We start from the raw sequence: 22,422 nt of genomic DNA on the forward strand, positions 1-22,422 counted from the left end.
ATCCAGTATCGGACGCAACTGTTACGAACAAAACGAGCGGTGCGGATAGCTTCATCCAGCTTTCCATACTGCTCGTTCGTTCCTCCCAGTTTTGCTTCAAATACCAGCATTTTTACGCTCAACTTAATAGCGTAATCATAACATGGAATTGCAAGAAACTCAACTATCCCCCTTTCCTCACTGGCTTTCAGTCAGTTATGGTTGTGGAATGTTGAGTTTCTTGCCCTCGATTCATCTCGCCGCCAAATCAGAGATTATGGCAGGAGCCTTCTCTCCGATTTAGGTAAGTAGAGACCATTGATAGTCGTCATAATATGTTTGAATGCAGTTCAGTATGGACTGACTGGATGTATGAATAACAAATTAAAATATTCCTATAATTAATGCTAAATATCCGCTTTTATCTGGAAAGCCATTACTAATGCTGATCTAGCTTATAGCGGTTATTAGTTAAAAATAATCTCAACAAGTTACTCTAAAAAATAGAGGCTATAGAGACACTTAATTCTTACTGCGTAAGACTTTGATACAGTTTATTTGTGTTTATTTGCATTTTGAGTTCTACATTAGAAGTCATAGAACTTGATGTGATAAATTATCCATGACTTACGATAACCGCGCCGAAGTGCGAAAGGTTTTAATTATTACCCTACTGCTCAATCTGTTTGTAATGGGATTGAAAGCACTTGTGGGCTACTGGACAGGTTCTTTAAGTTTGCTAGCTGATGCATTGCATAGTGTGACAGATAGTGCTAACAACGTTTTAGGATTAATTGCAAGTAAATTTTCTTCTCCACAACCCGATCGCGAGCATCCCTATGGACACAGCAAGTTTGAAGCTGTGGGAGCATTAGGAATAGCCTCGTTTTTAGGAATAGCTTGTTTTGAAATTCTGCAAGGAGCAATCGAGCGAATTCTCAAAGGTGGTGGTGAACCTGTGAGAATATCGCCACCTGAGTTGTGGTTATTACTAATCGTGCTGGGTGTGAATATTTTTGTGGCGTTTTACGAACGTAGTGTGGGTAGGCGGGTAGGTAGCTCAATTCTAATAGCTGATGCTACACATACCATGAGCGATATTTGGGTGACAATCTCTGTAATTGGCGGATTGATAGGAGTTTGGCTAGGTTATCAATGGATGGATTTGGTGTTAGCTTTTCCTGTCGCCTTGTTGGTATTTTGGAGTGGCTGGTCAGTTTTAAAAGAGAATTTGCCTTGGCTTGTGGATCAAATGGCGATCGCACCAGAAGCAATTCATGCGATCGCTACTTCTGTTCCAGGTGTAATTAACTGTCATGATATTGCTTCTCGCGGTGTTCTTGGTCGTCAAGTGTTTATTGAAATGCATTTAATAGTAGATGCAGCAGACGTAGAAACCGCCCACCACATCACCGAAGAAGTAGAAAGCCGATTAGAAGAACGGTTCCGTCCAGTGAGGATTTTAATTCACGTCGAGCCTCCAGCATATAAGTCTGAGCAAATTAGCTTTGATACTGGAGCAAAGTAGTCTCAGTAATTTAAAATCACACCCAGTTTAAATGTAAATAAGCACATTTTAATGACCGACAAATAACTGCATCTTTGTGTTAACTCTTATAAGAAGCAATCAAATTTGCCACAATTGCAACTAGTTCTCCTGGATCAACTGGTTTAGCCACATGAGTCTGAAAACCTGCTTCCAAGGCACGGCTACGATACTCGCTATCACCATAGGCAGTTAAGGCGATCGCAGGAAGTTTTTCCCAAATATCAGGCTTCAACGCCCTGATCTTGCGGATGAGGGTGTAGCCATCTTCACCAGGCATAGCAATATCACAAATCAAGACATCTGGTTGCAACTCAGGTAGTACTTTCAATGCTACCGCTGCCGATGCAACTGCCATGACGGTGGCTCCATCAGCTTCCAGTACGGTAGTAATGTAAAAGCGGCTATCGTCATCATCATCAACTACGAGGATGTTTAAGCCAGCAAGGGGGAGAGGAGGTTCCATAACATCTCCATTAATGTTTATCAAATCAAAGTTATTTCTAATGAGCTGCTGGTTTTTTATCAATGACCACACCATTGGTAATTTTACTGCGATCGCGCCTACTTTTCTAGACAATAATTTAATTTTTCCACTCACCATCCAATTAATTGTTAACTGCTAGCTGGCATTTATAATTATTGACTGGATAAAATTATGTTATATTCAAATTAATTTACATTTGGAAAATTCACTTTAACAAATAGTTATAATTGCAAAATAATTTTGCTAGTTGCTGCCTGCTTTATTATTAAATAAATTGCAGTTTGATGAATTTTTAGTTTCCATTTTGTTCAAAATCGAAAGTATTAAAATTACTGAAAATTTTGCAAATATGAGATTTTGCTCCTCAGCTAAAAAACATCTAAATTGCATAATCAAATTAAATCAAACTCTTGTAAAGGTGAGCAGCGTTCGACTGAGCATCTTTGCATTGAGCTTGCCTAAGTGTCAGACCGAAGTCTTATCCGCCCTAGCTATTTCCAGTAGATTTCAAGGAAGTTGAAGTACACAAACTAAGTGTCAAAGCCAGCTATATAGCGGTTCCCACTCAGATGCGGTACAACATTATATTAGGTGTAGGGGCACGGCAGTGCCCCTACTAAACCGAGAGTCAAAAAAATAGACAATGCCAAAGCTCAAAGTGAGTCAGGTCGGCATTGCCCTTTTGAAATATGTGAATTTAAACTACTACAAATAATCTAAATTATCAGAAATAGTGATGAGCTTTGAATTAAGTCAACTCAAAACTTAATTACTCCCATTCAATGGTTCCAGGCGGCTTAGAGGTAATGTCATAAACTACCCGATTCACCCCTTTCACTTCATTCACAATCCGAGTGGAAATCACTTCCAGGACATCGTAAGGCACTCTCGCCCAATCAGCAGTCATGCCATCTTCACTGGTCACAATCCGCAAAACAATGGGGTAAGCGTAGGTACGTTGATCACCCATAACGCCAACGCTACGAATTGGCAGCAATACAGCAAATGCTTGCCAGAAATCATGATACATGCCGCGTTGGTTAATTTCTTGTCGCACAATCAAATCGGCATCGCGCAAAATGTTTAACCGCTCAGATGTGACTTCCCCCAGAATGCGAATTGCCAAACCGGGCCCAGGAAAAGGTTGCCGTTGGACAATTTCTTCTGGTAAACCAATGGAACGACCAACTTTGCGGACTTCATCTTTAAATAGTTTCCGCAGTGGTTCTACCAATTTAAATCTGAGGTCTTTGGGCAAACCGCCAACATTATGATGACTCTTAATTTTCACCGCTACCCGCTCACCAGTTTGGGGATCAACGTTGGTATCAGCAGATTCGATGACATCTGGATAAAGAGTCCCTTGAGCTAGATAATCAAAGTGACCGAGGCGTTTGGATGTTTCTTCAAATACAGCAATAAATTCGTGTCCGATGCGGCGGCGTTTTTCTTCAGGATCTGTGATATCAGCAACTTTAGCTAAAAAGCGATCGCGGGCATTCACATACTCTACAGGAATATGAAACTGCTCTTGGAACAGCTTTACTAATCTCTCTGGCTCATACTTTCGCATAAAGCCTTGATCGATAAACACACAAGTCAGTTGCTCACCAATCGCTTTATACAGCAAGAAGGCCAGGGTAGAAGAATCCACCCCACCAGACAGCGCTAACAGCACCCGTTTTTCGCCAACTCTGGCACGAATTTCCCGAATTGCCTCTTCGACAAAAGCCGCTGTTGTCCAAGTAGGTTCGCAATCGCAAATGTGGTAAACAAAATTACGGATTAATGCTATTCCACCAATAGAATGCACCACTTCTGGATGGAACTGAACCCCGTAAAGTTTCTTTTCGTGGTCAGCAATGGCAGCACAAGGAGTATTTTCTGTATGTGCCAGCAATTCAAACCCTGATGGCATTTGGATAACTGAGTCTCCGTGACTCATCCACATCGTAGTACCATCTTCGACGTTAGTGAGCAAATCTGTGGGATCATCAATATATAATGATGCTTTGCCATACTCACCTCGGTCAGCCTTTGCCACTTCCCCACCAAGTTGGTTCACCATCAGCTGCATCCCATAGCAAACACCCAAGACGGGTATTCCCAAATTCCAGATTTCTGGGTCACAATGGGGAGCGTTATCACCATAAACCGAACTCGGCCCACCGGAGAGAATGATTCCCTTAGGATTGAGTTGGCGCAAATGTTCAGAAGTAGTGCGATAGGACAAAACTTCAGAGTATACTTGAGTCTCGCGGATGCGACGGGCAATCAACTCAGAATATTGAGAGCCGAAGTCCAGAATTACAATCAATTGGCGATCAAGCCGCCCAAAATTTTCCAATGTTTGGGGCGCTTGTTCTGTTGGTAGAGTCACCGCTGTATTCATGACGGGTGTGTTATGTCTGTTAAGGATAGATAGATGCTTTGTGGTCTATGGTGATGCTATTATTCAGCCTGGGTAGGCTGATAATGTTATAAAAGCCCTAGACAAACGCGAGGTTATGTGCGTTTGTCTAGTCCCTGAGCCGGAGATGGTATTAAAACGATAAACTTACCCTAGAGTGGTTACTTAAAAGATTATTTATTTGGATTGTTTACGATTATTCATAATAAATTAACATAATTTTCCCATCAACAGACCAGCAGTTTTACTCTTCACGATAATTTTGCGATCGCGATCAAAGAGGATAGAGCCACAGACTGTACTTCCTGTGCCCTTTTCGCTATGACTTTGGATGTATTCTTGAGAACGAACATCGATGGTTTCGGCGATCGCACTGTAAACTTGATTTACCCAATCAGTACTACTTGAAGCATCTAGCGCTCGTAAGTATGTTAGTGCGGCTTCAGCGGTAGCACTGTTAAACACAGCTTGGATATCTGGTGATTTTAAACCAGCGATCGCACAATGCGCTGACAAAATTTCTCGCCGTCCATCAGCCAAGTAGTGATGGGTGTGAAAAATCCCTCCGGCTAGTTTCATCAGCTTACCGTGATAGCCAAATAATAAGATTTCTTTCACGCCCAGCACATCAGCTTCTACTAACATTGGGCCGAGCCAGTTAGCAGTTTTGACCAATTGCTCAGGATTAATCCCTAGTTTACGCGCCAAATCTAGGCCATTTTCCCCGATACAGAATACTAAATTTTCAAAACGACTGGCTTTATTTTGTAATTCCGCCCGAAAAACTGCAAGTTGATCTGGTGTACTTAAGGGTTGAGAAATGCCGGTTGTGCCTAAAAGGGAAAGCCCTTCAACTACACCAAAAGCAGAATTTGAAGTTCTAACAGCTAGCGATCGCCCTTCGGGTAGAATAATCGTCACCGTGATTTTTTCACCTGGCGCTAGCATCCGTTGCAAGTTTTCTTTTAAGAGCCTTTGAGCATAAGCATAAATAGCCGGCTTATCATCAGCATTCATCTGTCTGCCAATTCCTTCCCCACCTTTAATAATTACAGTCTCACCCTCTTCCCTCCATTCCACCAGCGCCCAAATCGGTGTATCTTTAGTCAAATCGAGATTATCACCAGGATCGCTGCGGGTGATTGCTAAAGCCATATTTTCAGATAATCCTGCTACCTGTTCAATTGGGATTTCGGCGATTTGAGCAGGTTCAATCAAATCTACTGAGGCTATGCTTAGGGGTTTGCGAGCGCGTAACCATTGTAAAGCTGCAATAGCAGCAGCGCAGGCAAAGACGGGAAGTGTGTATCCAGAACGGGACATTTTGTAAATTTAAAAGTCAAAATAATTCTTCAAAATTATTCGCGCGGTTTTTCATAGAGAAGACAGTTTCGGACGAAAACTTAGACCCATCTGTAGCTTACTTCGTTTAGGGTAACGGTAAAATTAAGCCGATGCAGATACCCTCATATTCTCCCCAAATAACCTCTCAGCGTTCGGCTCCAAGGCCGTGTTAGCCTTCGTCGCCAAGCATTTTGATGATGTGTTTGGCAAGCTGTTCCTTAATTTCTCGATGCCTTGGAACAGGTTGAGATACCTTAGTTCTTGGGTTTTGATACCAGTCATGTTTGCCACCATGACGAATAAATACACAACCCATTTCTTCGAGGCTTTTGATCAAGTCCCGTCGTTTCACGATACCTCAAGTTCAGCCAGTCTTCGGACACTGGGGATTGTCCCACTGGTTAATTCTTTGTAAATATCAGTTAAGTTCTCCTTCAATTCGTTTTCGGTTTCTGCCTGAGTCCAGTAGTCTGGATACTCCTGGAGATAGCCAAGCCACATCTCCTCATCTTGCCAGTAAACATATTTTTTGGTTGTCATAGGGTGAATGACTTATGAACTTATCCAATCTATGCCAACCATCTTATCAAACTGGGCGATCGCCCTATCACAGTAAAAAGGGCGGTTAGAAACCGCGTCTACACAGATGAAACCCGCCTGCGCGGGTTAAAAACATTCATTTTCTCTTAGTCCGCGTAGGCGGACTTTGTTTGTATAGCCGCGAATTCTATTCGCCAGGATTTAAATCTCATTTGTAATGAGATAGGTCGGACAACTGTTCGACTTGCGCCTACCAAGCTATCCGATCTGGTTTTATTTTCGGACAAAGTTATCTCTGTCGCCGGAACAGGTCTGGACTCTTCTGGGTACGCCCTAACAATTCCCATTGTGCAGTTCTGACAGTAGAAGAGTGCTGGAAAAACCGAACACACCACCCGAAAACCGAGCCTGTTGTTGCGGTAGGCGGGAGAGTTATAGTTGCAGTTGGCAGTGCGACAGTTCGCCGGATTATTGTTCCAGGAACCGCCCCGTTTACCGATGCCTGTCCCAAGAAACTATTGTAGAAGTTAGTTACCCGTGGAAGGAATCGCGCAATATTTATTGATGGCGAATGGAAGAAATATAAAAAATTTTGAACGCGCTTCGCGCGAAAGAAGGGTAAAGAAATAAAGAGTAGAGGGCAAAAGAGCAAGAGAGTAAAGGGCTAGAAGAGTGCTGGAAAAACCGAACAAACAACCCGAAAACCGAGCCTGTTGTCGCGGTTGGCGGGAGAGTTATAGCTGCGGTAGGCAGCGCGACAGAGCGCCGGAGAACCGTTCCAGGAACCGCCCCGAAATATCCGATTTTCACTATTTCCATTCACTATCCAAGCTGTGCCATCAGTGGGCGCACTTACATAGTTGTTATGCCAGTGATCGGCACACCACTCCCAAATAGTGCCGTGCATATCGTACAAACCAAAAGCATTGGGCAAGTAGCTGCCCACAGAAGCCGTTTCTCCACCAAACATAGTGAGTAAAGCCATGCCAAGATTAGCTTGACACCGAGCTAATCTTGGTGTTAGAGTCTCCCCAAAATAGAATTCAGTTCTTGTTCCCGCTCGGCAAGCATATTCCCATTCGGCTTCGCTGGGCAAGCGGTATGGATGCCCCGTCACAACAGACAAGCGCCGACAAAATTCCACAGCCTCATGCCAAGAAACTAGTTCCACGGGGCGGCTATCTCCCTTGAAATTTGAAGGTTCAGCATTGAGAGCCATCTCAACTTGGGGCAGAGCCGCAACCCTCCGCCATTGTGCTTGAGTAACAGGATATTTTCCCATCAAAAAAGCTGGCACATGAACAGGATGTTGAGGCTTCTCATTATCATTTCCCTGACCCTCCGGTGAACCCATCTGGAAGGTTCCCGATGGAATTTTAACCATCTCTAGCAACACCCCATTACCCAAGTCTTCAGAAAAAAACTCTGCTGCCTTCCTAGTGCGGCTTTTTTCTTCTCCTTGTTTGTCAACAGTAATGACATCAAATTCAAAACGCCGCAGTTTAGTACCTGTGCTGTTGTGAGGGCTGGAGGCTTGACTAGTTCCTGCTTGTGTTTGAGCTTTATGTTTTGCTTCAGCTTGCTTACGTTGCTGCTCAAGTTTTATTTGTCGTTGCCGCTCCGCTTCAGCTTGCTGCTTGAGTTTTTTCTGATACCTTGCCTCTGCTGGTTCACGAATTGAGCGCTCAATTTGGGCAAAATCTTCATTCTTAAGTCCCAATTGCTGCTGAAAGTTTCTCAACCCCTCTACAACAGGCTGACTGAGTGGATATTCTACTTCAACGACTCTGGAAAATTCCTGCCTATAACGCTGTAATTTGGCTTCGTACTCCTTCAGTTTTTCTTGATACTTTGCCTCTGCTGGTTCACGAATCGACCGCTCAATTTGGGCAAAATCTTCATTCTTAAGTCCCAATTGCTGCTGAAAGTTTTTCAACCCCTCTACAACAGGCTGACTGAGTGGATATTCTACTTCAACGACTCTGGAAAATTCTTCTCTATAACGCTGTAACTTAGCTTCGTACTCCTCTTGCTGCCGACGCTGCTCTAGCGACTGTAGTTCCTCGACTTCATCCTGCTGTTTCTTTTTAGTTTGATAATCTAACTCAGCTTGGTCAAGAATTGGCTTTGAAATTCGAGCGACATCTTCAGGCTTTAGCCCCAAATCTCTCTGACGATTTTCCAGATCCTTCTCAATCTCTTCGCTAAAAGGATAATAACCCTTCTCAATTAACTTGTTGAGTGTTTGCTTATATTTATTCAGGTTTTCCACAACTCTGCTGTAAGGCTCATACGCACGAGTTTCAATTTCCTTTGCCTCTTCTGGCGTTAAACCCAGCGATTCTCGAAGTTCGTCTAAGGTGTCTCGTTCCACAATCGAAATCACACCGTCAGAAAGAGCCTCTTCAACCTTTTGCAGATACTGTGTTTCAATTACCTTTTTCTGCTCTGCTTGCTGCTTACGGTAGTCCAGCATTTGCTTGGCTGCTGTTCGGATGCCTTGTGTCACAGTCACAAAGGCTTCATCCCGGTTTTCCCAGCTTGTTACGGCTTTGGCATCTTTAGGAAACGCTTGTAGCTTGGCAAAAGGTGCGTCAAACCAGTCAAAAGGTCGTAGAATGACTGGAACGACATACGCCTGTTTTGACTCATGCCGCTGTAACGCCATTGGAATTTCAATGTCACGGCAGTATTTGGAGGCGATAAAGTCTGGGCTGATGAGTAATAGAATAATATCAGCAGACTCAAGCTCAGTCTTAATCTTGTCATCCCACTCCGTTCCGGCTGTAAGTTGGCGATCGTACCAGCTAGAGATAATGCCTTGCCATTGCAGGTTACTCAAATGAGTCGCAAGACTATCTCGCAAGTGTTCGTCTTTGTGGGAGTAGGAAATAAAAACTCTAACTGCGTCCTCTGCCATGTGACCCCAAGAAGTTGTTGAGAAGAATAAAGTACCTATATTTATTCTCCAACGGCGTAACTGCCTAATTCGGCATGAGATTCCGAAAAATAATGCTCTCAGTGCGTGCGATCGCATTGTTATGCCGTATTTTCAGCCTACGCTAACAATCAGAGTCTTTAGAAGCAATTAAATCGTGTATTTTAGCGTATTCCCAGATAAGCAGATCGTCTGTGATGATTAACCTTCTGCATTCAGATAGCCTAAAAAATAGGAATGGGCGGGAGTGAAGAATGGTCAACTTGTTGCGTTGCGATCGCAAAAGCAGAGTTTGATGTTTTTATCACTTTTTACCTTTCTTTCCACGCTGCCAACTTTGGCTGTTGGCTTGTTTGCTAAATTCCCCTTTGGGAAAAAGTCGCTGTTCTAATTCTTCATAGCTGCCTTCAAAATCACAATGACCGTAAAGCGGACATTTTTGGCAATAAATGCCTTTGGTGTAGCGTTCTAAGTTCTCACGATTGAAAAAATACGGTTTCTGACTAAAGGTGCTGGCAACCCACTGCCACGACATATTATTGCTAGCAGGATCTCCATCTAAAAGGTGTTCGAGAAACCACTTGGCTCCTGCTTGCCAACGAATACGCCGCCAATGGACAATATAAGCCGCTAGCCACATTCGTGCGTGATTATGTAGATAGCCAGTTTCTCTCAAATCATGGCTAAAGCTGTCGATGCAAACTCTGTCTGTGGTTCCTTGTTTGATATCTTGCAGCAATTCGGGTGCATATTCAGCCACGGTGTAACCAGTTTTGTACTCTTCCTGGTCTTTCCAGATTCCATCCCCTAACTTGATATATAACCGTTGCCAGTAGTCGCGCCAGCCTAGCTCGTTAATTAGTTTAGTAGCATCGTCTTGCTGCTGTACCCGTTCAAGGACATAATCTCGAATTTCCCGCAAACTCAAAACGCCATAGCGGATGTAAGGCGAAAGTCGCGTGACTGCACCTGCGAAAAAATTACGTGTTTGCGCGTAGCGTACTGGGTCAATTTTTTGTAGCGCTTTTTGTGCCGCTTTGCGTCCTCCCAGAGTTTCGCTGATGTGGTCATCGCGTTCTGCTGCATCTGGGAATTGTTCACGGAGGTAGGCTACCAACTCATCGCGGTTGGTAAATTCGCGTTGCATATCTTTAGACATCGTAAGCAAATATAAATGGGTGCGTAGGCGTAGCCCGCCACAGGCATCGCTCAATATATGTACAATTCTAAAGCGATTGCAATCTCTCACACCCCTATCATGAGCAACATTCCCCAAGTCGGACAACCAGCGCCAGATTTCTCCACTCCTGACCAAAATAGCAATTCAGTTACTCTTAACGACCTCAGCAGTCAGTGGATTGTTCTCTACTTCTACCCCAAAGATGACACACCCGGTTGTACCACCGAAGCGAAAGATTTCACCGAGTTGTATCAAGACTTCAGCGAACTGGGAGCGAAAATCTTAGGTGTAAGTCCAGATTCGGGTAAATCCCATTGTAAATTTATCAGCAAACATAACTTATCAATCACCCTCTTGAGTGACCCAGAACATCTTCTAACAGAAGCCTACGGCGCTTGGCGCTTAAAGAAGTTTATGGGCAAAGAATATATGGGTGTTGCTCGCTCAACCTTTCTAATTTCACCTGATAAAATTATTTTATATACTTGGCCGAATGTAAAAACCAAAGGTCATGCTCAGGCAGTTTTAACTAAATTACGGGAATTAGCAGCCACATAACGCGACTGAATGCAAGTATAGTTACAGCAATGCTACGTGAAATTGCTCTAGAAACTGCCAGCGTGATGATTGAAGCAAGGAATTAGACTTTTCACAATTTGAAATGAACATGATTCAAGTCATCCAAGCCCAAAATGTCACTCTTGCCTACTTAAAGAAAAAATTTGCTCTATATAAATCTGAAGATGAGCAATTTTTTACAGAGTGGTTTGACTACATACCTGAAATTTCAGAAGTAGAAAAGCAATATTTAGACCGAGTTAAAAACAACTATCTCAATGTGCTTGAAAATGCTCCTCTTTTAGAAGAAGCAGTAAAATTGGTAGTATTATCTCCGTTGCTAGATTTAGCTGGTTTTTATCGTCCTCCTTTTTATATTTATACTAAAGAAAGTGGAGAAATTAGTGAAGAAATTGTCATTAAAAATGAAGTAAATGCCAAAGATACTAAAGAAATTATATAGCGGTTCTCGTTTACGTGAGGTACACCCGTAGGGGCACGGCACTGCCGTGCCCCTACACCTGGCGATATAATGTTGTACCGCATCTGAGTGGGAACAGCTATAAAAGGTAAAATTGATGTCTTAGTTCTCCAAGATCAGCTATGGTTACTGATAATTGAATCTAAAAGGTCTAGTTTTTCCTTGACAAAGGCGATTCCTGAAGCACTGACTTATATGTTGGCAAATCCTCAACCCAATCATTCTGCATATTCCTTGGTAATTAATGGAGAAGATTTCCAATTTATGAAGTTGATAAAACAAGATAAACCAATGTATGCTTTATCTGATAGATTCACTTTATATAGACGCGAAAATGAATTATATAAAGTTTTGAATATATTAAAAAAATTAGGCCAAGTTTTGAGTTAATAATTATGTCTATTCGTCCTATATACCTTGATTGCCACGCTACTACACCCGTAGATGAACGGGTATTAGCAGCAATGATCCCTTACTTCACAGAAAAGTTTGGTAACCCAGCAAGTATTAGTCATGTTTACGGTTGGGAAGCAGAAGCTGCTGTTAAACAAACGCGAGATATTTTAGCAGCAGCAATCAACGCCACACCAGAAGAAATTGTTTTTACAAGTGGGGCAACAGAAGCTAATAATTTAGCTATTAAAGGTGTTGCTGAAGCTTATTTTAAAAAAGGTCAGCATATTATTACTGTTGCAACTGAACATAATGCAGTTATTGACCCTTGTAATTATTTAAAAACTCTCGGTTTTGAAATTACTATTCTCCCTGTCCAAAAAGATGGATTGATTGATTTAACTGAGTTAAAAAAATCTTTCCGTCCTGAGACAATTTTGGTGTCGGTAATGGCTGCAAATAACGAAATTGGCGTGTTACAGCCTTTAGCTGAAATTGGAGAAATGTGCCATGATCGCAACATCATTTTCCACACCGATGCAGCCCAAGCTATTGGTAAAATTCCCCTAGATGTGCAAGCGATGAAAATTGACTTGATGTCGCTAACAGCACACAAAGTATATGGGCCAAAGGGCATTGGGGCGCTGTACGTCCGCAGGCGTAACCCTAGAGTGCAACTGGCTCCTCAGCAGCACGGTGGAGGACATGAACGGGGAATGCGTTCTGGAACATTGTATACACCGCAAATTGTCGGCTTTGGCAAAGCTGTAGAAATCGCTTTGGCAGAACAAGCAACAGAAACCCAACGCCTCACCCAGTTAAGGCAAAGCTTGTGGGAACAGCTTTCTCAACTTGAAGGAATTCATCTCAACGGACACCCTCAAGAGCGATTAGCGGGAAACTTGAATATCAGCGTTGAGGGGGTGGATGGAGCCGCACTTTTGCTAGGATTGCAGCCAGTAATGGCGATTTCTTCTGGTTCTGCTTGCTCATCGGCAAGTACTGCACCCTCCCATGTTCTGACAGCACTGGGAAACCCCCAACAGCTAGCTTATGCCTCAGTGCGGTTTGGGATTGGGCGGTTTAATACCCAAGAGGAAATTGATATTGTGGCGAAACATGCGATCGCTACAATTGAAAGTTTACGTAAGACCTCTTTTATGGATTCTCACTCAAGAAAGCCCCAATCTGATCTAGTTCCTGCTGATTGAGGCGAAATTCCCCAGCAGCGATGATTCCTTCCACCTGCTTGGGATTGCGTGCGCCAACGATCGCAGCCGTCACCGCCGGATTGTTTAAAGTCCAAGCGATCGCCACCTCACCGGGGGAGCGATCGTGTTGCTTACCAATGTGCTGCAACACCTCGACTAACTTCAAGTTACGAGATAAACGTGGCTCCTGAAATTCACTGCTATTCTTACGCCAATCATCATCTGGTAAATTGGCAACCCGCTCAGGTGTCATCTTTCCTGTAAGCAAGCCAGATTGCATCGGTGAATACACAATCACACCGATGTTATTCTCCTTACAAAAAGGCAGAATCTCGTTTTCAACATCACGCTTAACCAGTGAATAAGGCGGTTGCAATGAGGTAACTGGCGCAATTTCCTGGATACGTTTCAACTGTTCAACATTGAAGTTTGAAACCCCGATATAGCGAACCTTACCCTCATCCTTTAACTTGGCGAGAGTCGTCCAGCCTTCTTCAATTTCTGATTCTGGATTAGGCCAGTGAATTTGGTAAAGATCAATGGTTTCAATATCGAGTCGGCGCAGGCTAGCTTCAACCTCACGCCGCACAGAATCCGCCTTCAGGCTGCGACCGATTTCGCCCTTTTCATCCCAAATCATTGAGCATTTAGTGAAAATGTAGGGGCGACTAGATCGGCCTTTGAGCGCCTTAGCAACAACCTCCTCAGAATGTCCCAGACCATAGATAGCTGCGGTGTCAATCCAATTAACGCCGAGGTCAAGAGCGCGAGCGATCGCTTCAATCGATTCCTGGTCATCCTGCGCTCCCCAACCAAAAGCCCATCCATCTCCACCGATCGCCCAGGCTCCAAAGCCGATTGGGGTAATGTGAAGCTCCGAATTGCCGAGCTGTTTGGTTTGCATATCTACTTTCTCCAAGAATTTTTGAGTCAATTGCTAGTTTAGATTGCAAATATTTTCTCAACCGCTATCTGAGGTGTGAATGATTACTGATGAAAGCACGACAGCGTATCACTACTTATGTAGGATTACTAAATTCTAAATATTGTGTTGATACATACTACTTATACATTAGTACAGTACTGCGTAAATCCAGCTACTATCTCAATTACAATGCCATGCCCCTACGAGAAATCTACATGTATCAGGATTTTTGTGAATTGGTATCACTGTTTATCAAAATAGATAAGTAATATGTCAGAAGATTTAAAAGGCAAAGTTGCGCTGATCACAGGTGCAAATAAAGGTATTGGGTATGAGATTGCACGCCAATTAGGTTCTAGAGGTGCTACTGTTCTTGTTGGTGCCAGAGATATAAAACGTGGTGAAGAAGCGGCGAATAAACTTCGTTTAAATGAAATAGATGCCCGAACAATTCAACTGGATGTCATCGACCAAAAAACAATCGATTCTGCGGCTAAACAAATCGAGAGCGAATTCGGAAAACTTGACATCCTTGTGAACAATGCTGGGATAATAAGTGATGGCGATCGCCTGCCACCTAGTCAAGTTGATATTGAAACACTGCGACACACTTATGAAACCAATGTATTTGGAGTGTTTGCAGTTACAAAAGCGATGTTGCCACTCTTGAAGAAATCCAAAGCAGGGCGAATAGTTAATTTATCAAGTGGTTTAGGTTCTCTGACTCAGAACTCTGATCCAAATTATGAGTTCGTTGATTTTAAGCTTCTTGCTTATAACTCATCAAAGACAGCAGTAAATGCGATCACAGTTTTGTTGGCTGCTGAACTAAAAGGTACCCCGATTAAAGTCAATGCTGCTGATCCTGGTTTCACAGCAACTGACATTAATCAATACCAAGGATATCGCACTGTTGAGCAAGGAGCGATCGCACCAGTGAGACTTGCCACTCTACCTGATGATGGTTCTAGCGGAGGATTTTTTGATGAGAATGGCGTGGTTCCCTGGTAGAAAGTAGGGGGAATTGGGCAATGGGTAGCAAAAACTTAAATGTTGAGCCTTTGAGGCTCAACATTTAAATTTTAATAGGGATTTGAATCAATCCGTCCCCTTTTGACACTCCTGAGATAGTACCCAGAGGTTGGTCTGTTTCTCAAGTTAAAGGTGTCGCCACTGCGAACTTTCCAAATTTTGTAATTAGAAAAGGTCAAAGGCGTTCGGGGTTCACATACTTCCGGCATATGATTGCCAAGTACAAAGTACGCCGCACCCCTACCCATAACTTTCACCAAACCGTTCTTATCCACAAGAACTGATGTACTCTCACTAACCGCTATACCTAAAACACTGCTAGATACACCGTCCTTAATTTGACGAGCAATGAAAGCCATAATTCGACCCATTCTTTCTCGCCTGTCGAAATGTGTATCTACGATGGTTCCCTTCAAATTACTCCAATTGAAAAAGTTGTAAGTAAAAGTAATGTCCCGGTAGGGATCTTCGAGTGCATCCCTAGTTTCAATGCCTTTTTCGGAAGAAGCACAAGCATCATAGACACAATCACTTTGGATCATCGCACCCGCACTAGTGCCACCAACACCACCTCCCTTAAGGTAAACTGACTTAACGGCAGCCTCAAGCTTGGTATCTTTCCAGTTGCGGATGTATTGACATTGGTCGCCGCCAGCAAAGAAAATCACATCAGCGTTTCTGACTTTTTCATAAATCTCAGCTTTGTTTGCTTCTTGTCTATTGCGAATCAGAAGAGTTTCCACAGAGTTTACGCCCTTCATGGCATAAATTAGCCGATTGTAATCGTGATTACCATTCGTGCGGAGAACTACAACATTAACTTTAGTGCCTGAGTTAGTACTTCCTCTAACTTGGTTAATCATCCACTGGATTGCATCATCGACATCGGGGCCACCCCCACCTAAGCTAAGGACTGGGCCCGCTAAGGAGGGACGAACCTCGAAAGAGGGGGAGGGGCGGACATCAACAGTGTCGCCCAGGAAGTAGCGTTTCCAGTTTGCAATAAAACGGGTTATTAGGAAGGTTCCCATCTTCAACAACTTGATTCCTGTACTTTTCAAGCGCCTTGCTATGCTTGGGAATGCCTTTGTCATACTAAGCTTCTGGAGCAAACTGCAATTATTGCTAGGCTGTTACGCTCTTTAATTGCTTATTTATTCGTGAAATTCGTCCCTTGTCATTAGTCATTTATCAGTTTTCCTTTGTGAATAATCAATGACAAATGACAGTTTTAACGAAAAAATGTGCAATTTAGACGCGCACTAGCTTAACTTTGGCACTAGAGAGGGTAGAATTTCCAGCGTACAGGGCTTGTACTGTTTTTTTACGCCATAACCCAGAGTAATCATTAATTCTCTGGCTTACTCTGCGAAAATCTCCACATTGCTTGTGCTATTTGTAGCGCTTCTCCTTTGGATATACCACAATACCCGGTAGGGCTACAGCAATGCTAATTGGGTAAACTTAACGTAAAAACAATTCTAGACAGCGCTTTGAGAGATTGCCTAAGAGCCCCAGGGGGGACTGCCGCCTTCCTTATACCAATTCACAAAAATCCTGATACATATAGATTTCTCGTAGGGGCATGGCATTGCCATGCCCTTACCAGCGTATTTGTATCATTATTAAAGTGAAATAGTATTACTCGTGGTAGCAGCCCAATGAGGCGCATTTCTAGGTAAAAAACCGCTATAAATTTAGCAACACCCATTCACTCTAAGGTGAAATAGCATTGAAAGGGAAGATAAATAAATGCACACCCAATCAACAGAAATAAACCTGCTCACTTCATCTAGAGAATTACCTCTATATGGCAAAAGAATTTTAGTAACAGCACCGAGAAACTATGCTTATAGGTTATCTGAACAAATCATCAAACAAGGTGGTTCACCGATTTTCATGCCTACTATCGAAACCTGCTATTTATCAAACTACACTAAGTTAGATATTGCTCTAAACTATATAGGCGAATTTGATTGGATTCTCTTCACAAGTAGAAATGGGATTACCGCATTTTTTCACCGGATGAATGATTTAGATATTCCCATATCTGCGATACAAAAATGCCACTTATGTGCTTTAGGAAAAGATGTAGAAAGCTTATTGTCTTTTTGTGGAAAGGTAGATTTAATCCCAACAGAATCTAGCCCAGCCGGAATTGTAGCTGAATTGGCAAAACTTCCGCAAATTCACGCTCAAAAAGTGCTGATACCTGCTCCAGAAGTTGTTGGTTTGCCTGAGCCTGATATTGTACCCAATTTGATTACGGACTTGGAGAAATTGGGTATAAAAGTAACTCGCGTACCTACCTACACTACACGGAGTTTAGACAAAAGTATCTACGGTATGGAATTAAATCTGATACATCAAGGAATGATCGATGTAATTGCCTTTAGTAGCACGGCGGAAGTAGAAAGCTTTTTGACAATGGTCAACTCGCCAAGCGATTATGAACGTTGTATTGTTGCATGTTTTGGCCCTTATACAACTGCTAATGCGCGAAAGTTAGGTGTGAATGTTTCTATCGTGTCCAGAGATTATAGTTCATTTCAGGGATTTGCTGAAGCGATCGCAACATTTTTTTCTCTGTGATTTTGGTCTGGAGCTTTTGGTACATGTAAACTAGCCCCACTAACCACTTGCGAATCTAAAACAGTCAACCACAATCAACTCTAGACTAGCAGCACATAAACCCGTAGTATCGAATATGGAGTTTATATGAGTTAGGGATTGTTACATGGCAACTTATAAGGTCACATTAAAGACCCCAGACGGTGAACAAATAATTGACGTTCCTGAGGATGAGTACATTCTAGAGATCGCTAACGAGGAATATGATCTAGACTTGCCCTATTCCTGTAACGCTGGCTCTTGCTCGACCTGCACCGGAAAGCTGATTTCAGGTACAATTGACCAATCAGATCAGAATTTCTTAGACAACGATCAAATGGATGAAGGATGGGTTCTTACATGCGTTGCCAAGCCCACTTCTGATTGCGTCATCGAAACCCATCAAGAAGAAGCGCTTAATGCTTAACTAAGAAATGTGGATTTAATAAAGAGCAAGTTTTGTAGGGTGCGTTAAAATATTCGTCCTAGCGCACCAAAAATCTGAGGTGGTGCCGTACTCACGGCGATAACACACTCTAAAAGATTTAAAATTTTGCACTTTCGTAATAAATCTGTATAGGCTGAGTAATTCACGCTAAAAAGCGTTCTCCTTTTGGAGAACGCTTTTTACTTAGTTTAATAGATAGCTAGCAGATATAAAGCAGAAATTAGCCAGATTATGCTAGATTAACTTTGACAACTTTATTCTTTTCTTCTTCAGCTTTGGGTAGCGTCAGGTTCAAGATGCCATCTTTATAATCTGCCGTGACGTTAGTATTTTGAATCCGAGCAGGTAAAGGAATTACACGTTGGAATTTACCGTAGTGGAATTCGCTCTTGATTACACCTTTCTCTTCAGATTTAGCTTCAGACTTCCGCTCACCACTGAGGTATACAGCATTTTCTGTAACTTGCAAATCCAGGTCTTTAGCTTCAATTCCCGGAAGTTCTAGTTTTAGATGAATTGCATCTTCAGTTTCTTTTAACTCAGCAGCAGGAACTCTAGAGAAGCCTTTCTCCAAAAATGCAGATGGCAAAGTATCTTCATCAAATAAACGATTGATTTGACGTTGTATCGCGTTAAATTCTTGCCAGGGGTTCATACGTACTAATACCATATCTCTACCTCGTATTACCAGTATTTTTGCTGTCCAAGGATTGGAGGATTTGATTCCTTTCTTTGTTCTCATAGTATTGAAAAATAAAAGTGAGGTAAATTCGGTTTTTATCACCTGACTGATGATGATTGCCGATCCAGAAATCTCTTTACTAGTAATTTACGGTAAACTGAACTATTGGTGTTCGGTAAGTTCGATAAAAACAGACTTGAAATATAGCAATTATATTTAAAATTTCGGTACAAGTATCACTCGCATCACTGCTCTTAAAGCTTGTAACCAGTAGCGTATCCTACAAATGTTTAGTAGATTCACGCCAATAATGATAATAGTTCGACCTATTGTATTTTTTAATTTCACAGAGATAAGATAATAAGAGATTCCTCACAAACCGCTGATAACAGATATGTCAACAAGTTGGATTTACCTTATTGCAGCAATCCTCTTTGAAGTTTCAGGCACAACTTGCATGAAGTTATCGCAAGGATTTACTAAAATAGTCCCTTCCATATTAATAGTTGTATTTTATGGACTTTGTTTTACTTTTTTAACCCTTGCTCTCAAAAAACTTGAAGTAAGTGTAGCTTATTCTGTTTGGGCTGGATTAGGAACTGTCCTAATTGCGATAATTGGTATTATTTGGTTTCGTGAATCTGCCACGTTTATCAAACTTTTGTCAATTTCCCTAATAATCATAGGGGTAATTGGCATAAATGCAAGTCAATAAATAAAAAAAGTATGAGTCAAAAAAAGTATCTTTGGATTCAAGAATCAAAGCTTAGACACGCAATATAGCGCTCCTCTTCAATCATATCCGGCTAATCACTTGTTAATAGCATCTCTCCGTATTAGCCCAAAACTTTAAGTATTTAAGCGGATATGAGATTAGAGATGGCTTCAAATAAAAAATACCTCGTCCATATGAAAATAGACAAGGTAAATAAACCAAAACTGATCATTCTGCTTGTTGCTGTTGTAGTGAATACACCAGCAATTTTTATTGTTCCGCTAGCAAAGCAAAATGAGCAGACTTAGCTAAATTTTCTTAAAAGTATAGTAAACCTCGGTAAATATAGCCCACAACTATTTAACTTTTAATACTTTAGCAAAGACAACCAAACTCATGCAGCCAAATTGGCAGGTTTTTTATACACTTAGGTGTAAAAAGTCTTATTTAATGGTGGTATATCATACTGATTCTTGATGAAGCTGCAATATATTTTTACTCCCAGCTAAGGCCGTCCTGCCGATACTAAGGTAGGGCTATTTCATTCGATAAGGAGGGAAAAATTGTCAAATCACCCCTAGACGCTCCATTTAGCTTAAACAACAATTCATCCCGCTTCGCGGTGATATGTGGGATGAATTTGTGGGTTGATGATAGCGTAGCGTAAAGCCTGCGGCATAGCTTCTCTACGAGACGCTACCGCGAACGCTTAGAGCGAGTCCGCGAGCGTCGATCATCACCACTTTCTGGTCGGTCTTGTGTTTCAATATAGGAATAATATTTGATTTCGGAAAAAGACTACGAGATAATACGGGGGCAGAGTTTTGTCAATACCTGTATTTAGTTAATTCATCCCGTATTTATGCAACGCCAGAATTTCCAAGCGGTTCCACTTGTCACAACTCCATATATGAATTTAATATCATTCCTGCTCTTTGGTTGAATATCTGAGCAGCAATCATGCTAGCTACACATTTCCCCAATCCATTGCACCTTAACGCGAAATTAAAAATAGCTAGAGAAAAACCAGATAATTACTCCAGTTCCCAGTACACAAATAATTCCCGCCAAACCAGCTAGGGGTTTTTTGTTCTTACCTGTGAACCAGTCAGAGACCTTACCTGTGTAAATAATTAGTTCTGCTGTGTCTATCGTTGCGATCGCCCATACCCATCCCGCGTGTAACCCCCAAGCTAAACCCAAATTGTTGCTTGCAGCAAAGCGTGCTAACACCAGCACCATTCCCATTAGCCACAATCCAGGAAGTTGAGGTGCGGTTTCGCGTTGCTCCCAAACCAAATGTAGCAAAGCAAAAATCAAGCTAGAAATTGCTGCTGCGACCCAAACTGGATAATCCTGCGCTAATTCAGTGAACAGGAAACCGCGAAAAATTAACTCTTCTATCCCACCGACTAATAACGCTATTAAGAAAATCGGTAGCAAGATGGGTAGTATTAACTTGAAATTCGTCTTTTCAAAAGAACACCAACCTAACCCAAATTGCCCACTAAATACAATAGCTAGGCTCACCACTCCCAAGCCAAAACCTAGTGCTAAAGAACCAAGAGTTGAAAGATTTCCAACAAAGCCGTAATCCGAAAAAGATTTATTGGTCAACCAACTAACTCCCCACAGAATCAGGGGAGCTAATAGGTAAAGTGACACCAATAATGGCATCTTTTGCTCTGGCTGCAAAGGTTTAGAGGGTTGCCAATTGAGCAATATTGCTGATACTGTTGCGACTGGCAACCAGCAAACTATCCAGAAAATAAAAAACGCCATCACTACAACTAGTGCTGGTGCATTTTCCATAAACGCCAGTAAGGCGTTGACAGGAGACTCAAAGAAAGTTATCAAAACAAACAAAAAAAACACGATAGATTTCTTGCACTATAGATTTCTTGCTGATTAATCAAGACTCTACTAAATTTGGTGACTTCTGCAAGGGGTCTAATCGTATTTTTTGCCTGAGACAAAATTTTCTGAATAGAGATGCCAGTTTGCTGCCGCGGTAAGGACAAGTTATCATCACCTGAAACTTATCCCTACCATCAGCAAATTTACTCTTCCTCTTCCAAATCTTCGTCTGATTCGTCGGAGTCTATATCTTGTGAAGTTAGTTTTTTATCACTTTCACCGAGTTGAATCAAGTGAATATGCTTGTATCCCAACCTAATTTCAAACTCATCTCCAGGCTTTAAGCCCATTGCCTTGGTATATGTGGCACCAATCACAATCTGACCATTTTGATGGACACTAACCCGATATGTCGGTTCACGACCACGACCATCTTTAGGTGCTTCTGGACTTAGAGGAATTCCTCTAGCCGATAGCAAAGCGTCATAAAAATCAGTGAGATTGACACGAACCTGGTTATTCTTAGTAACAGTGTAATAGCCGCACTGTTTAGCTCTTTCTCGGCGTGGTAAGGTGGAAAGTTCTTTTACTTTAGCAAGTAGTGCTTTTCCGGTTAATGGTGCTGTTGCAGTTTCAGTCATTATGCTCAAATTTTCCTTACTCTCTCCAAACTGATAAATGATGTAGTCTTATGCCAGCATTTGACTTTTTAGCATTTGCATAGAGCTACTTAGGACTCTAGTGTAACGGGTGAATTCCTACCGATAGGAGCCAAAAGCACTTCTATTATGGTTGTCTACAACCAATTAGAGGTTATAGTTGCCATAGAAATTAATTTTGCTGATTTCACGGCACTTTTAACCATTATTCGCCATCAGAAATTAAATTATTTTCTCTTTTGGCGCTACTGTAGCGGTGTAACTTTCAGCCACCTTTACAAATTGGGTTGGTTCTACTCCAAATAAGTCGTAGACCCAATAAATTGGAGGTTTTCCACTTTCAGTGCTTGCCCTTCTAGCCAATAAGCAGGTAGAGTTTTCTCTACTCGTCCTCTCAAGCTTAGGACAACATAGTATTTCAATAGAG

At 42.0% G+C, this 22,422-nt stretch carries 23 protein-coding genes; 11 read left to right on the top strand and 12 right to left on the bottom strand.

Annotation, left to right across the window (positions count from 1 at the left end; genetic code table 11):
• Positions 1–142: 142 nt before the first annotated feature.
• Both F8R90_RS16295 and F8R90_RS16300 read left to right on the top strand, forming a co-directional pair.
• Positions 143–283 carry a hypothetical protein gene (locus F8R90_RS16295; protein ID WP_196510339.1) on the top strand — a complete coding sequence of 47 codons (141 nt, stop codon included), beginning with the start codon at positions 143–145 and terminating at the stop codon, positions 281–283.
• Between the two features lie 318 nt (positions 284–601).
• Positions 602–1,507: a cation diffusion facilitator family transporter gene (locus tag F8R90_RS16300; RefSeq protein WP_196511616.1), complete on the top strand. Its 906-nt coding sequence runs from the start codon at positions 602–604 to the stop codon at positions 1,505–1,507.
• 79 nt (positions 1,508–1,586) lie between these two features.
• Here the strand turns inward: F8R90_RS16300 and F8R90_RS16305 are convergent, their stop codons facing one another.
• From F8R90_RS16305 to F8R90_RS16335, 7 genes are all read right to left on the bottom strand, one after another.
• Positions 1,587–1,991 (bottom strand): response regulator, encoded by a 405-nt coding sequence (locus tag F8R90_RS16305; RefSeq protein WP_196511646.1) that lies wholly within the window; start codon positions 1,989–1,991, stop codon positions 1,587–1,589.
• 790 nt (positions 1,992–2,781) lie between these two features.
• On the bottom strand, positions 2,782–4,404 hold the full coding sequence (gene guaA, locus F8R90_RS16310) for a glutamine-hydrolyzing GMP synthase (RefSeq protein ID WP_230966355.1): 1,623 nt from the start codon (positions 4,402–4,404) through the stop codon (positions 2,782–2,784).
• Between the two features lie 228 nt (positions 4,405–4,632).
• The gene (gene cbiD / locus F8R90_RS16315; protein ID WP_196511617.1) at positions 4,633–5,745 is read right to left on the bottom strand and encodes a cobalt-precorrin-5B (C(1))-methyltransferase CbiD; all 1,113 of its coding nucleotides are present in this window, start codon (positions 5,743–5,745) and stop codon (positions 4,633–4,635) included.
• 190 nt (positions 5,746–5,935) lie between these two features.
• Positions 5,936–6,118: a type II toxin-antitoxin system HicA family toxin gene (locus F8R90_RS16320; RefSeq protein WP_196511618.1), complete on the bottom strand. Its 183-nt coding sequence runs from the start codon at positions 6,116–6,118 to the stop codon at positions 5,936–5,938.
• Positions 6,115–6,306: a hypothetical protein gene (locus F8R90_RS16325; protein ID WP_196511619.1), complete on the bottom strand. Its 192-nt coding sequence runs from the start codon at positions 6,304–6,306 to the stop codon at positions 6,115–6,117. The genes F8R90_RS16320 and F8R90_RS16325 overlap by 4 nt, the downstream gene beginning before the upstream one ends.
• Before the next feature lie 664 nt (positions 6,307–6,970).
• Positions 6,971–9,226, bottom strand: a complete 2,256-nt coding sequence (locus tag F8R90_RS16330) for an SUMF1/EgtB/PvdO family nonheme iron enzyme (RefSeq protein ID WP_230966356.1) — start codon at positions 9,224–9,226, stop codon at positions 6,971–6,973.
• Positions 9,227–9,548: 322 nt separating this feature from the next.
• Entirely contained in the window at positions 9,549–10,403 is an 855-nt protein-coding gene (locus F8R90_RS16335) for an FAD-binding domain-containing protein (RefSeq protein ID WP_196511648.1), read from the bottom strand.
• 99 nt (positions 10,404–10,502) lie between these two features.
• Between F8R90_RS16335 and bcp the strand changes: the two genes are divergently transcribed.
• From bcp to F8R90_RS16355, 4 genes are all read left to right on the top strand, one after another.
• Positions 10,503–10,982 (top strand): thioredoxin-dependent thiol peroxidase, encoded by a 480-nt coding sequence (bcp, locus tag F8R90_RS16340; RefSeq protein ID WP_196511621.1) that lies wholly within the window; start codon positions 10,503–10,505, stop codon positions 10,980–10,982.
• A gap of 109 nt (positions 10,983–11,091) precedes the next feature.
• The gene (locus F8R90_RS16345) at positions 11,092–11,445 is read left to right on the top strand and encodes a hypothetical protein (RefSeq protein WP_196511622.1); all 354 of its coding nucleotides are present in this window, start codon (positions 11,092–11,094) and stop codon (positions 11,443–11,445) included.
• Between the two features lie 87 nt (positions 11,446–11,532).
• Positions 11,533–11,853, top strand: coding sequence for a hypothetical protein (locus F8R90_RS16350; RefSeq protein WP_442946749.1), 321 nt, complete (start codon positions 11,533–11,535; stop codon positions 11,851–11,853).
• A gap of 5 nt (positions 11,854–11,858) precedes the next feature.
• The gene (locus F8R90_RS16355; protein ID WP_196511623.1) at positions 11,859–13,067 is read left to right on the top strand and encodes an IscS subfamily cysteine desulfurase; all 1,209 of its coding nucleotides are present in this window, start codon (positions 11,859–11,861) and stop codon (positions 13,065–13,067) included.
• On the opposite strand, the gene F8R90_RS16360 is transcribed toward F8R90_RS16355, so the two are convergent.
• Complete coding sequence (locus tag F8R90_RS16360) at positions 13,015–13,971, bottom strand: aldo/keto reductase (RefSeq protein ID WP_196511624.1); 957 nt, start codon at positions 13,969–13,971, stop codon at positions 13,015–13,017. The genes F8R90_RS16355 and F8R90_RS16360 overlap by 53 nt on opposite strands.
• A 291-nt stretch (positions 13,972–14,262) precedes the next feature.
• On the opposite strand from F8R90_RS16360, the gene F8R90_RS16365 reads away from it, so the two are divergent.
• Complete coding sequence (locus tag F8R90_RS16365; protein ID WP_196511625.1) at positions 14,263–15,003, top strand: SDR family oxidoreductase; 741 nt, start codon at positions 14,263–14,265, stop codon at positions 15,001–15,003.
• A gap of 71 nt (positions 15,004–15,074) precedes the next feature.
• On the opposite strand, the gene F8R90_RS16370 is transcribed toward F8R90_RS16365, so the two are convergent.
• Positions 15,075–16,118 carry a cyanophycinase gene (locus tag F8R90_RS16370; protein WP_190891677.1) on the bottom strand — a complete coding sequence of 348 codons (1,044 nt, stop codon included), beginning with the start codon at positions 16,116–16,118 and terminating at the stop codon, positions 15,075–15,077.
• 658 nt (positions 16,119–16,776) lie between these two features.
• Here F8R90_RS16370 and F8R90_RS16375 point away from each other — a divergent pair.
• A complete protein-coding gene (locus F8R90_RS16375) occupies positions 16,777–17,616 on the top strand; it encodes a uroporphyrinogen-III synthase (RefSeq protein WP_196511626.1) in 840 nt (279 codons plus the stop codon).
• A 145-nt stretch (positions 17,617–17,761) separates the two neighbouring features.
• Positions 17,762–18,061 carry a ferredoxin gene (locus tag F8R90_RS16380; RefSeq protein WP_190891680.1) on the top strand — a complete coding sequence of 100 codons (300 nt, stop codon included), beginning with the start codon at positions 17,762–17,764 and terminating at the stop codon, positions 18,059–18,061.
• Positions 18,062–18,311: 250 nt separating this feature from the next.
• Here F8R90_RS16380 and F8R90_RS16385 read toward each other — a convergent pair whose 3' ends face one another.
• Positions 18,312–18,752 (bottom strand): Hsp20/alpha crystallin family protein, encoded by a 441-nt coding sequence (locus F8R90_RS16385; protein WP_196511627.1) that lies wholly within the window; start codon positions 18,750–18,752, stop codon positions 18,312–18,314.
• A gap of 406 nt (positions 18,753–19,158) precedes the next feature.
• Between F8R90_RS16385 and F8R90_RS16390 the strand changes: the two genes are divergently transcribed.
• Positions 19,159–19,479: a DMT family transporter gene (locus tag F8R90_RS16390; RefSeq protein ID WP_190891685.1), complete on the top strand. Its 321-nt coding sequence runs from the start codon at positions 19,159–19,161 to the stop codon at positions 19,477–19,479.
• A gap of 1,005 nt (positions 19,480–20,484) precedes the next feature.
• Here F8R90_RS16390 and F8R90_RS16395 read toward each other — a convergent pair.
• Positions 20,485–21,354: a CPBP family intramembrane glutamic endopeptidase gene (locus F8R90_RS16395; RefSeq protein ID WP_196511628.1), complete on the bottom strand. Its 870-nt coding sequence runs from the start codon at positions 21,352–21,354 to the stop codon at positions 20,485–20,487.
• Positions 21,355–21,539: 185 nt separating this feature from the next.
• The gene (locus F8R90_RS16400) at positions 21,540–21,977 is read right to left on the bottom strand and encodes an AbrB family transcriptional regulator (RefSeq protein ID WP_190891689.1); all 438 of its coding nucleotides are present in this window, start codon (positions 21,975–21,977) and stop codon (positions 21,540–21,542) included.
• A gap of 147 nt (positions 21,978–22,124) precedes the next feature.
• Between F8R90_RS16400 and F8R90_RS16405 the strand changes: the two genes are divergently transcribed.
• Positions 22,125–22,301, top strand: a complete 177-nt coding sequence (locus F8R90_RS16405) for a hypothetical protein (RefSeq protein ID WP_190891692.1) — start codon at positions 22,125–22,127, stop codon at positions 22,299–22,301.
• Positions 22,302–22,422 lie beyond the last annotated feature (121 nt).

The sequence above is a fragment of the Nostoc sp. NZL genome, from assembly GCF_015714705.1.
Taxonomy (GTDB): Bacteria; Cyanobacteriota; Cyanobacteriia; order Cyanobacteriales; family Nostocaceae; genus Nostoc; species Nostoc foliaceum_A.

Excerpts from the sequence above, each read along its gene's own strand:
- F8R90_RS16295 (WP_196510339.1), top strand. The coding sequence starts at position 143 with ATGGAATTGCAAGAAACTCAACTATCCCCCTTTCCTCACTGGCTTTCA.
- F8R90_RS16405 (WP_190891692.1), top strand. The coding sequence starts at position 22,125 with ATGGTTGTCTACAACCAATTAGAGGTTATAGTTGCCATAGAAATTAAT.
- F8R90_RS16390 (WP_190891685.1), top strand. The coding sequence starts at position 19,159 with ATGTCAACAAGTTGGATTTACCTTATTGCAGCAATCCTCTTTGAAGTT.
- bcp (WP_196511621.1), top strand. The coding sequence starts at position 10,503 with ATGAGCAACATTCCCCAAGTCGGACAACCAGCGCCAGATTTCTCCACT.
- F8R90_RS16345 (WP_196511622.1), top strand. The coding sequence starts at position 11,092 with ATGATTCAAGTCATCCAAGCCCAAAATGTCACTCTTGCCTACTTAAAG.
- F8R90_RS16385 (WP_196511627.1), bottom strand. The coding sequence starts at position 18,752 with ATGGTATTAGTACGTATGAACCCCTGGCAAGAATTTAACGCGATACAA.
- F8R90_RS16375 (WP_196511626.1), top strand. The coding sequence starts at position 16,777 with ATGCACACCCAATCAACAGAAATAAACCTGCTCACTTCATCTAGAGAA.
- F8R90_RS16330 (WP_230966356.1), bottom strand. The coding sequence starts at position 9,226 with ATGGCAGAGGACGCAGTTAGAGTTTTTATTTCCTACTCCCACAAAGAC.
- F8R90_RS16325 (WP_196511619.1), bottom strand. The coding sequence starts at position 6,306 with ATGACAACCAAAAAATATGTTTACTGGCAAGATGAGGAGATGTGGCTT.
- F8R90_RS16400 (WP_190891689.1), bottom strand. The coding sequence starts at position 21,977 with ATGACTGAAACTGCAACAGCACCATTAACCGGAAAAGCACTACTTGCT.
- F8R90_RS16360 (WP_196511624.1), bottom strand. The coding sequence starts at position 13,971 with ATGCAAACCAAACAGCTCGGCAATTCGGAGCTTCACATTACCCCAATC.
- F8R90_RS16370 (WP_190891677.1), bottom strand. The coding sequence starts at position 16,118 with ATGACAAAGGCATTCCCAAGCATAGCAAGGCGCTTGAAAAGTACAGGA.
- F8R90_RS16355 (WP_196511623.1), top strand. The coding sequence starts at position 11,859 with ATGTCTATTCGTCCTATATACCTTGATTGCCACGCTACTACACCCGTA.
- F8R90_RS16335 (WP_196511648.1), bottom strand. The coding sequence starts at position 10,403 with ATGTCTAAAGATATGCAACGCGAATTTACCAACCGCGATGAGTTGGTA.
- F8R90_RS16365 (WP_196511625.1), top strand. The coding sequence starts at position 14,263 with ATGTCAGAAGATTTAAAAGGCAAAGTTGCGCTGATCACAGGTGCAAAT.
- F8R90_RS16305 (WP_196511646.1), bottom strand. The coding sequence starts at position 1,991 with ATGGAACCTCCTCTCCCCCTTGCTGGCTTAAACATCCTCGTAGTTGAT.
- guaA (WP_230966355.1), bottom strand. The coding sequence starts at position 4,404 with ATGAATACAGCGGTGACTCTACCAACAGAACAAGCGCCCCAAACATTG.
- cbiD (WP_196511617.1), bottom strand. The coding sequence starts at position 5,745 with ATGTCCCGTTCTGGATACACACTTCCCGTCTTTGCCTGCGCTGCTGCT.
- F8R90_RS16380 (WP_190891680.1), top strand. The coding sequence starts at position 17,762 with ATGGCAACTTATAAGGTCACATTAAAGACCCCAGACGGTGAACAAATA.
- F8R90_RS16300 (WP_196511616.1), top strand. The coding sequence starts at position 602 with ATGACTTACGATAACCGCGCCGAAGTGCGAAAGGTTTTAATTATTACC.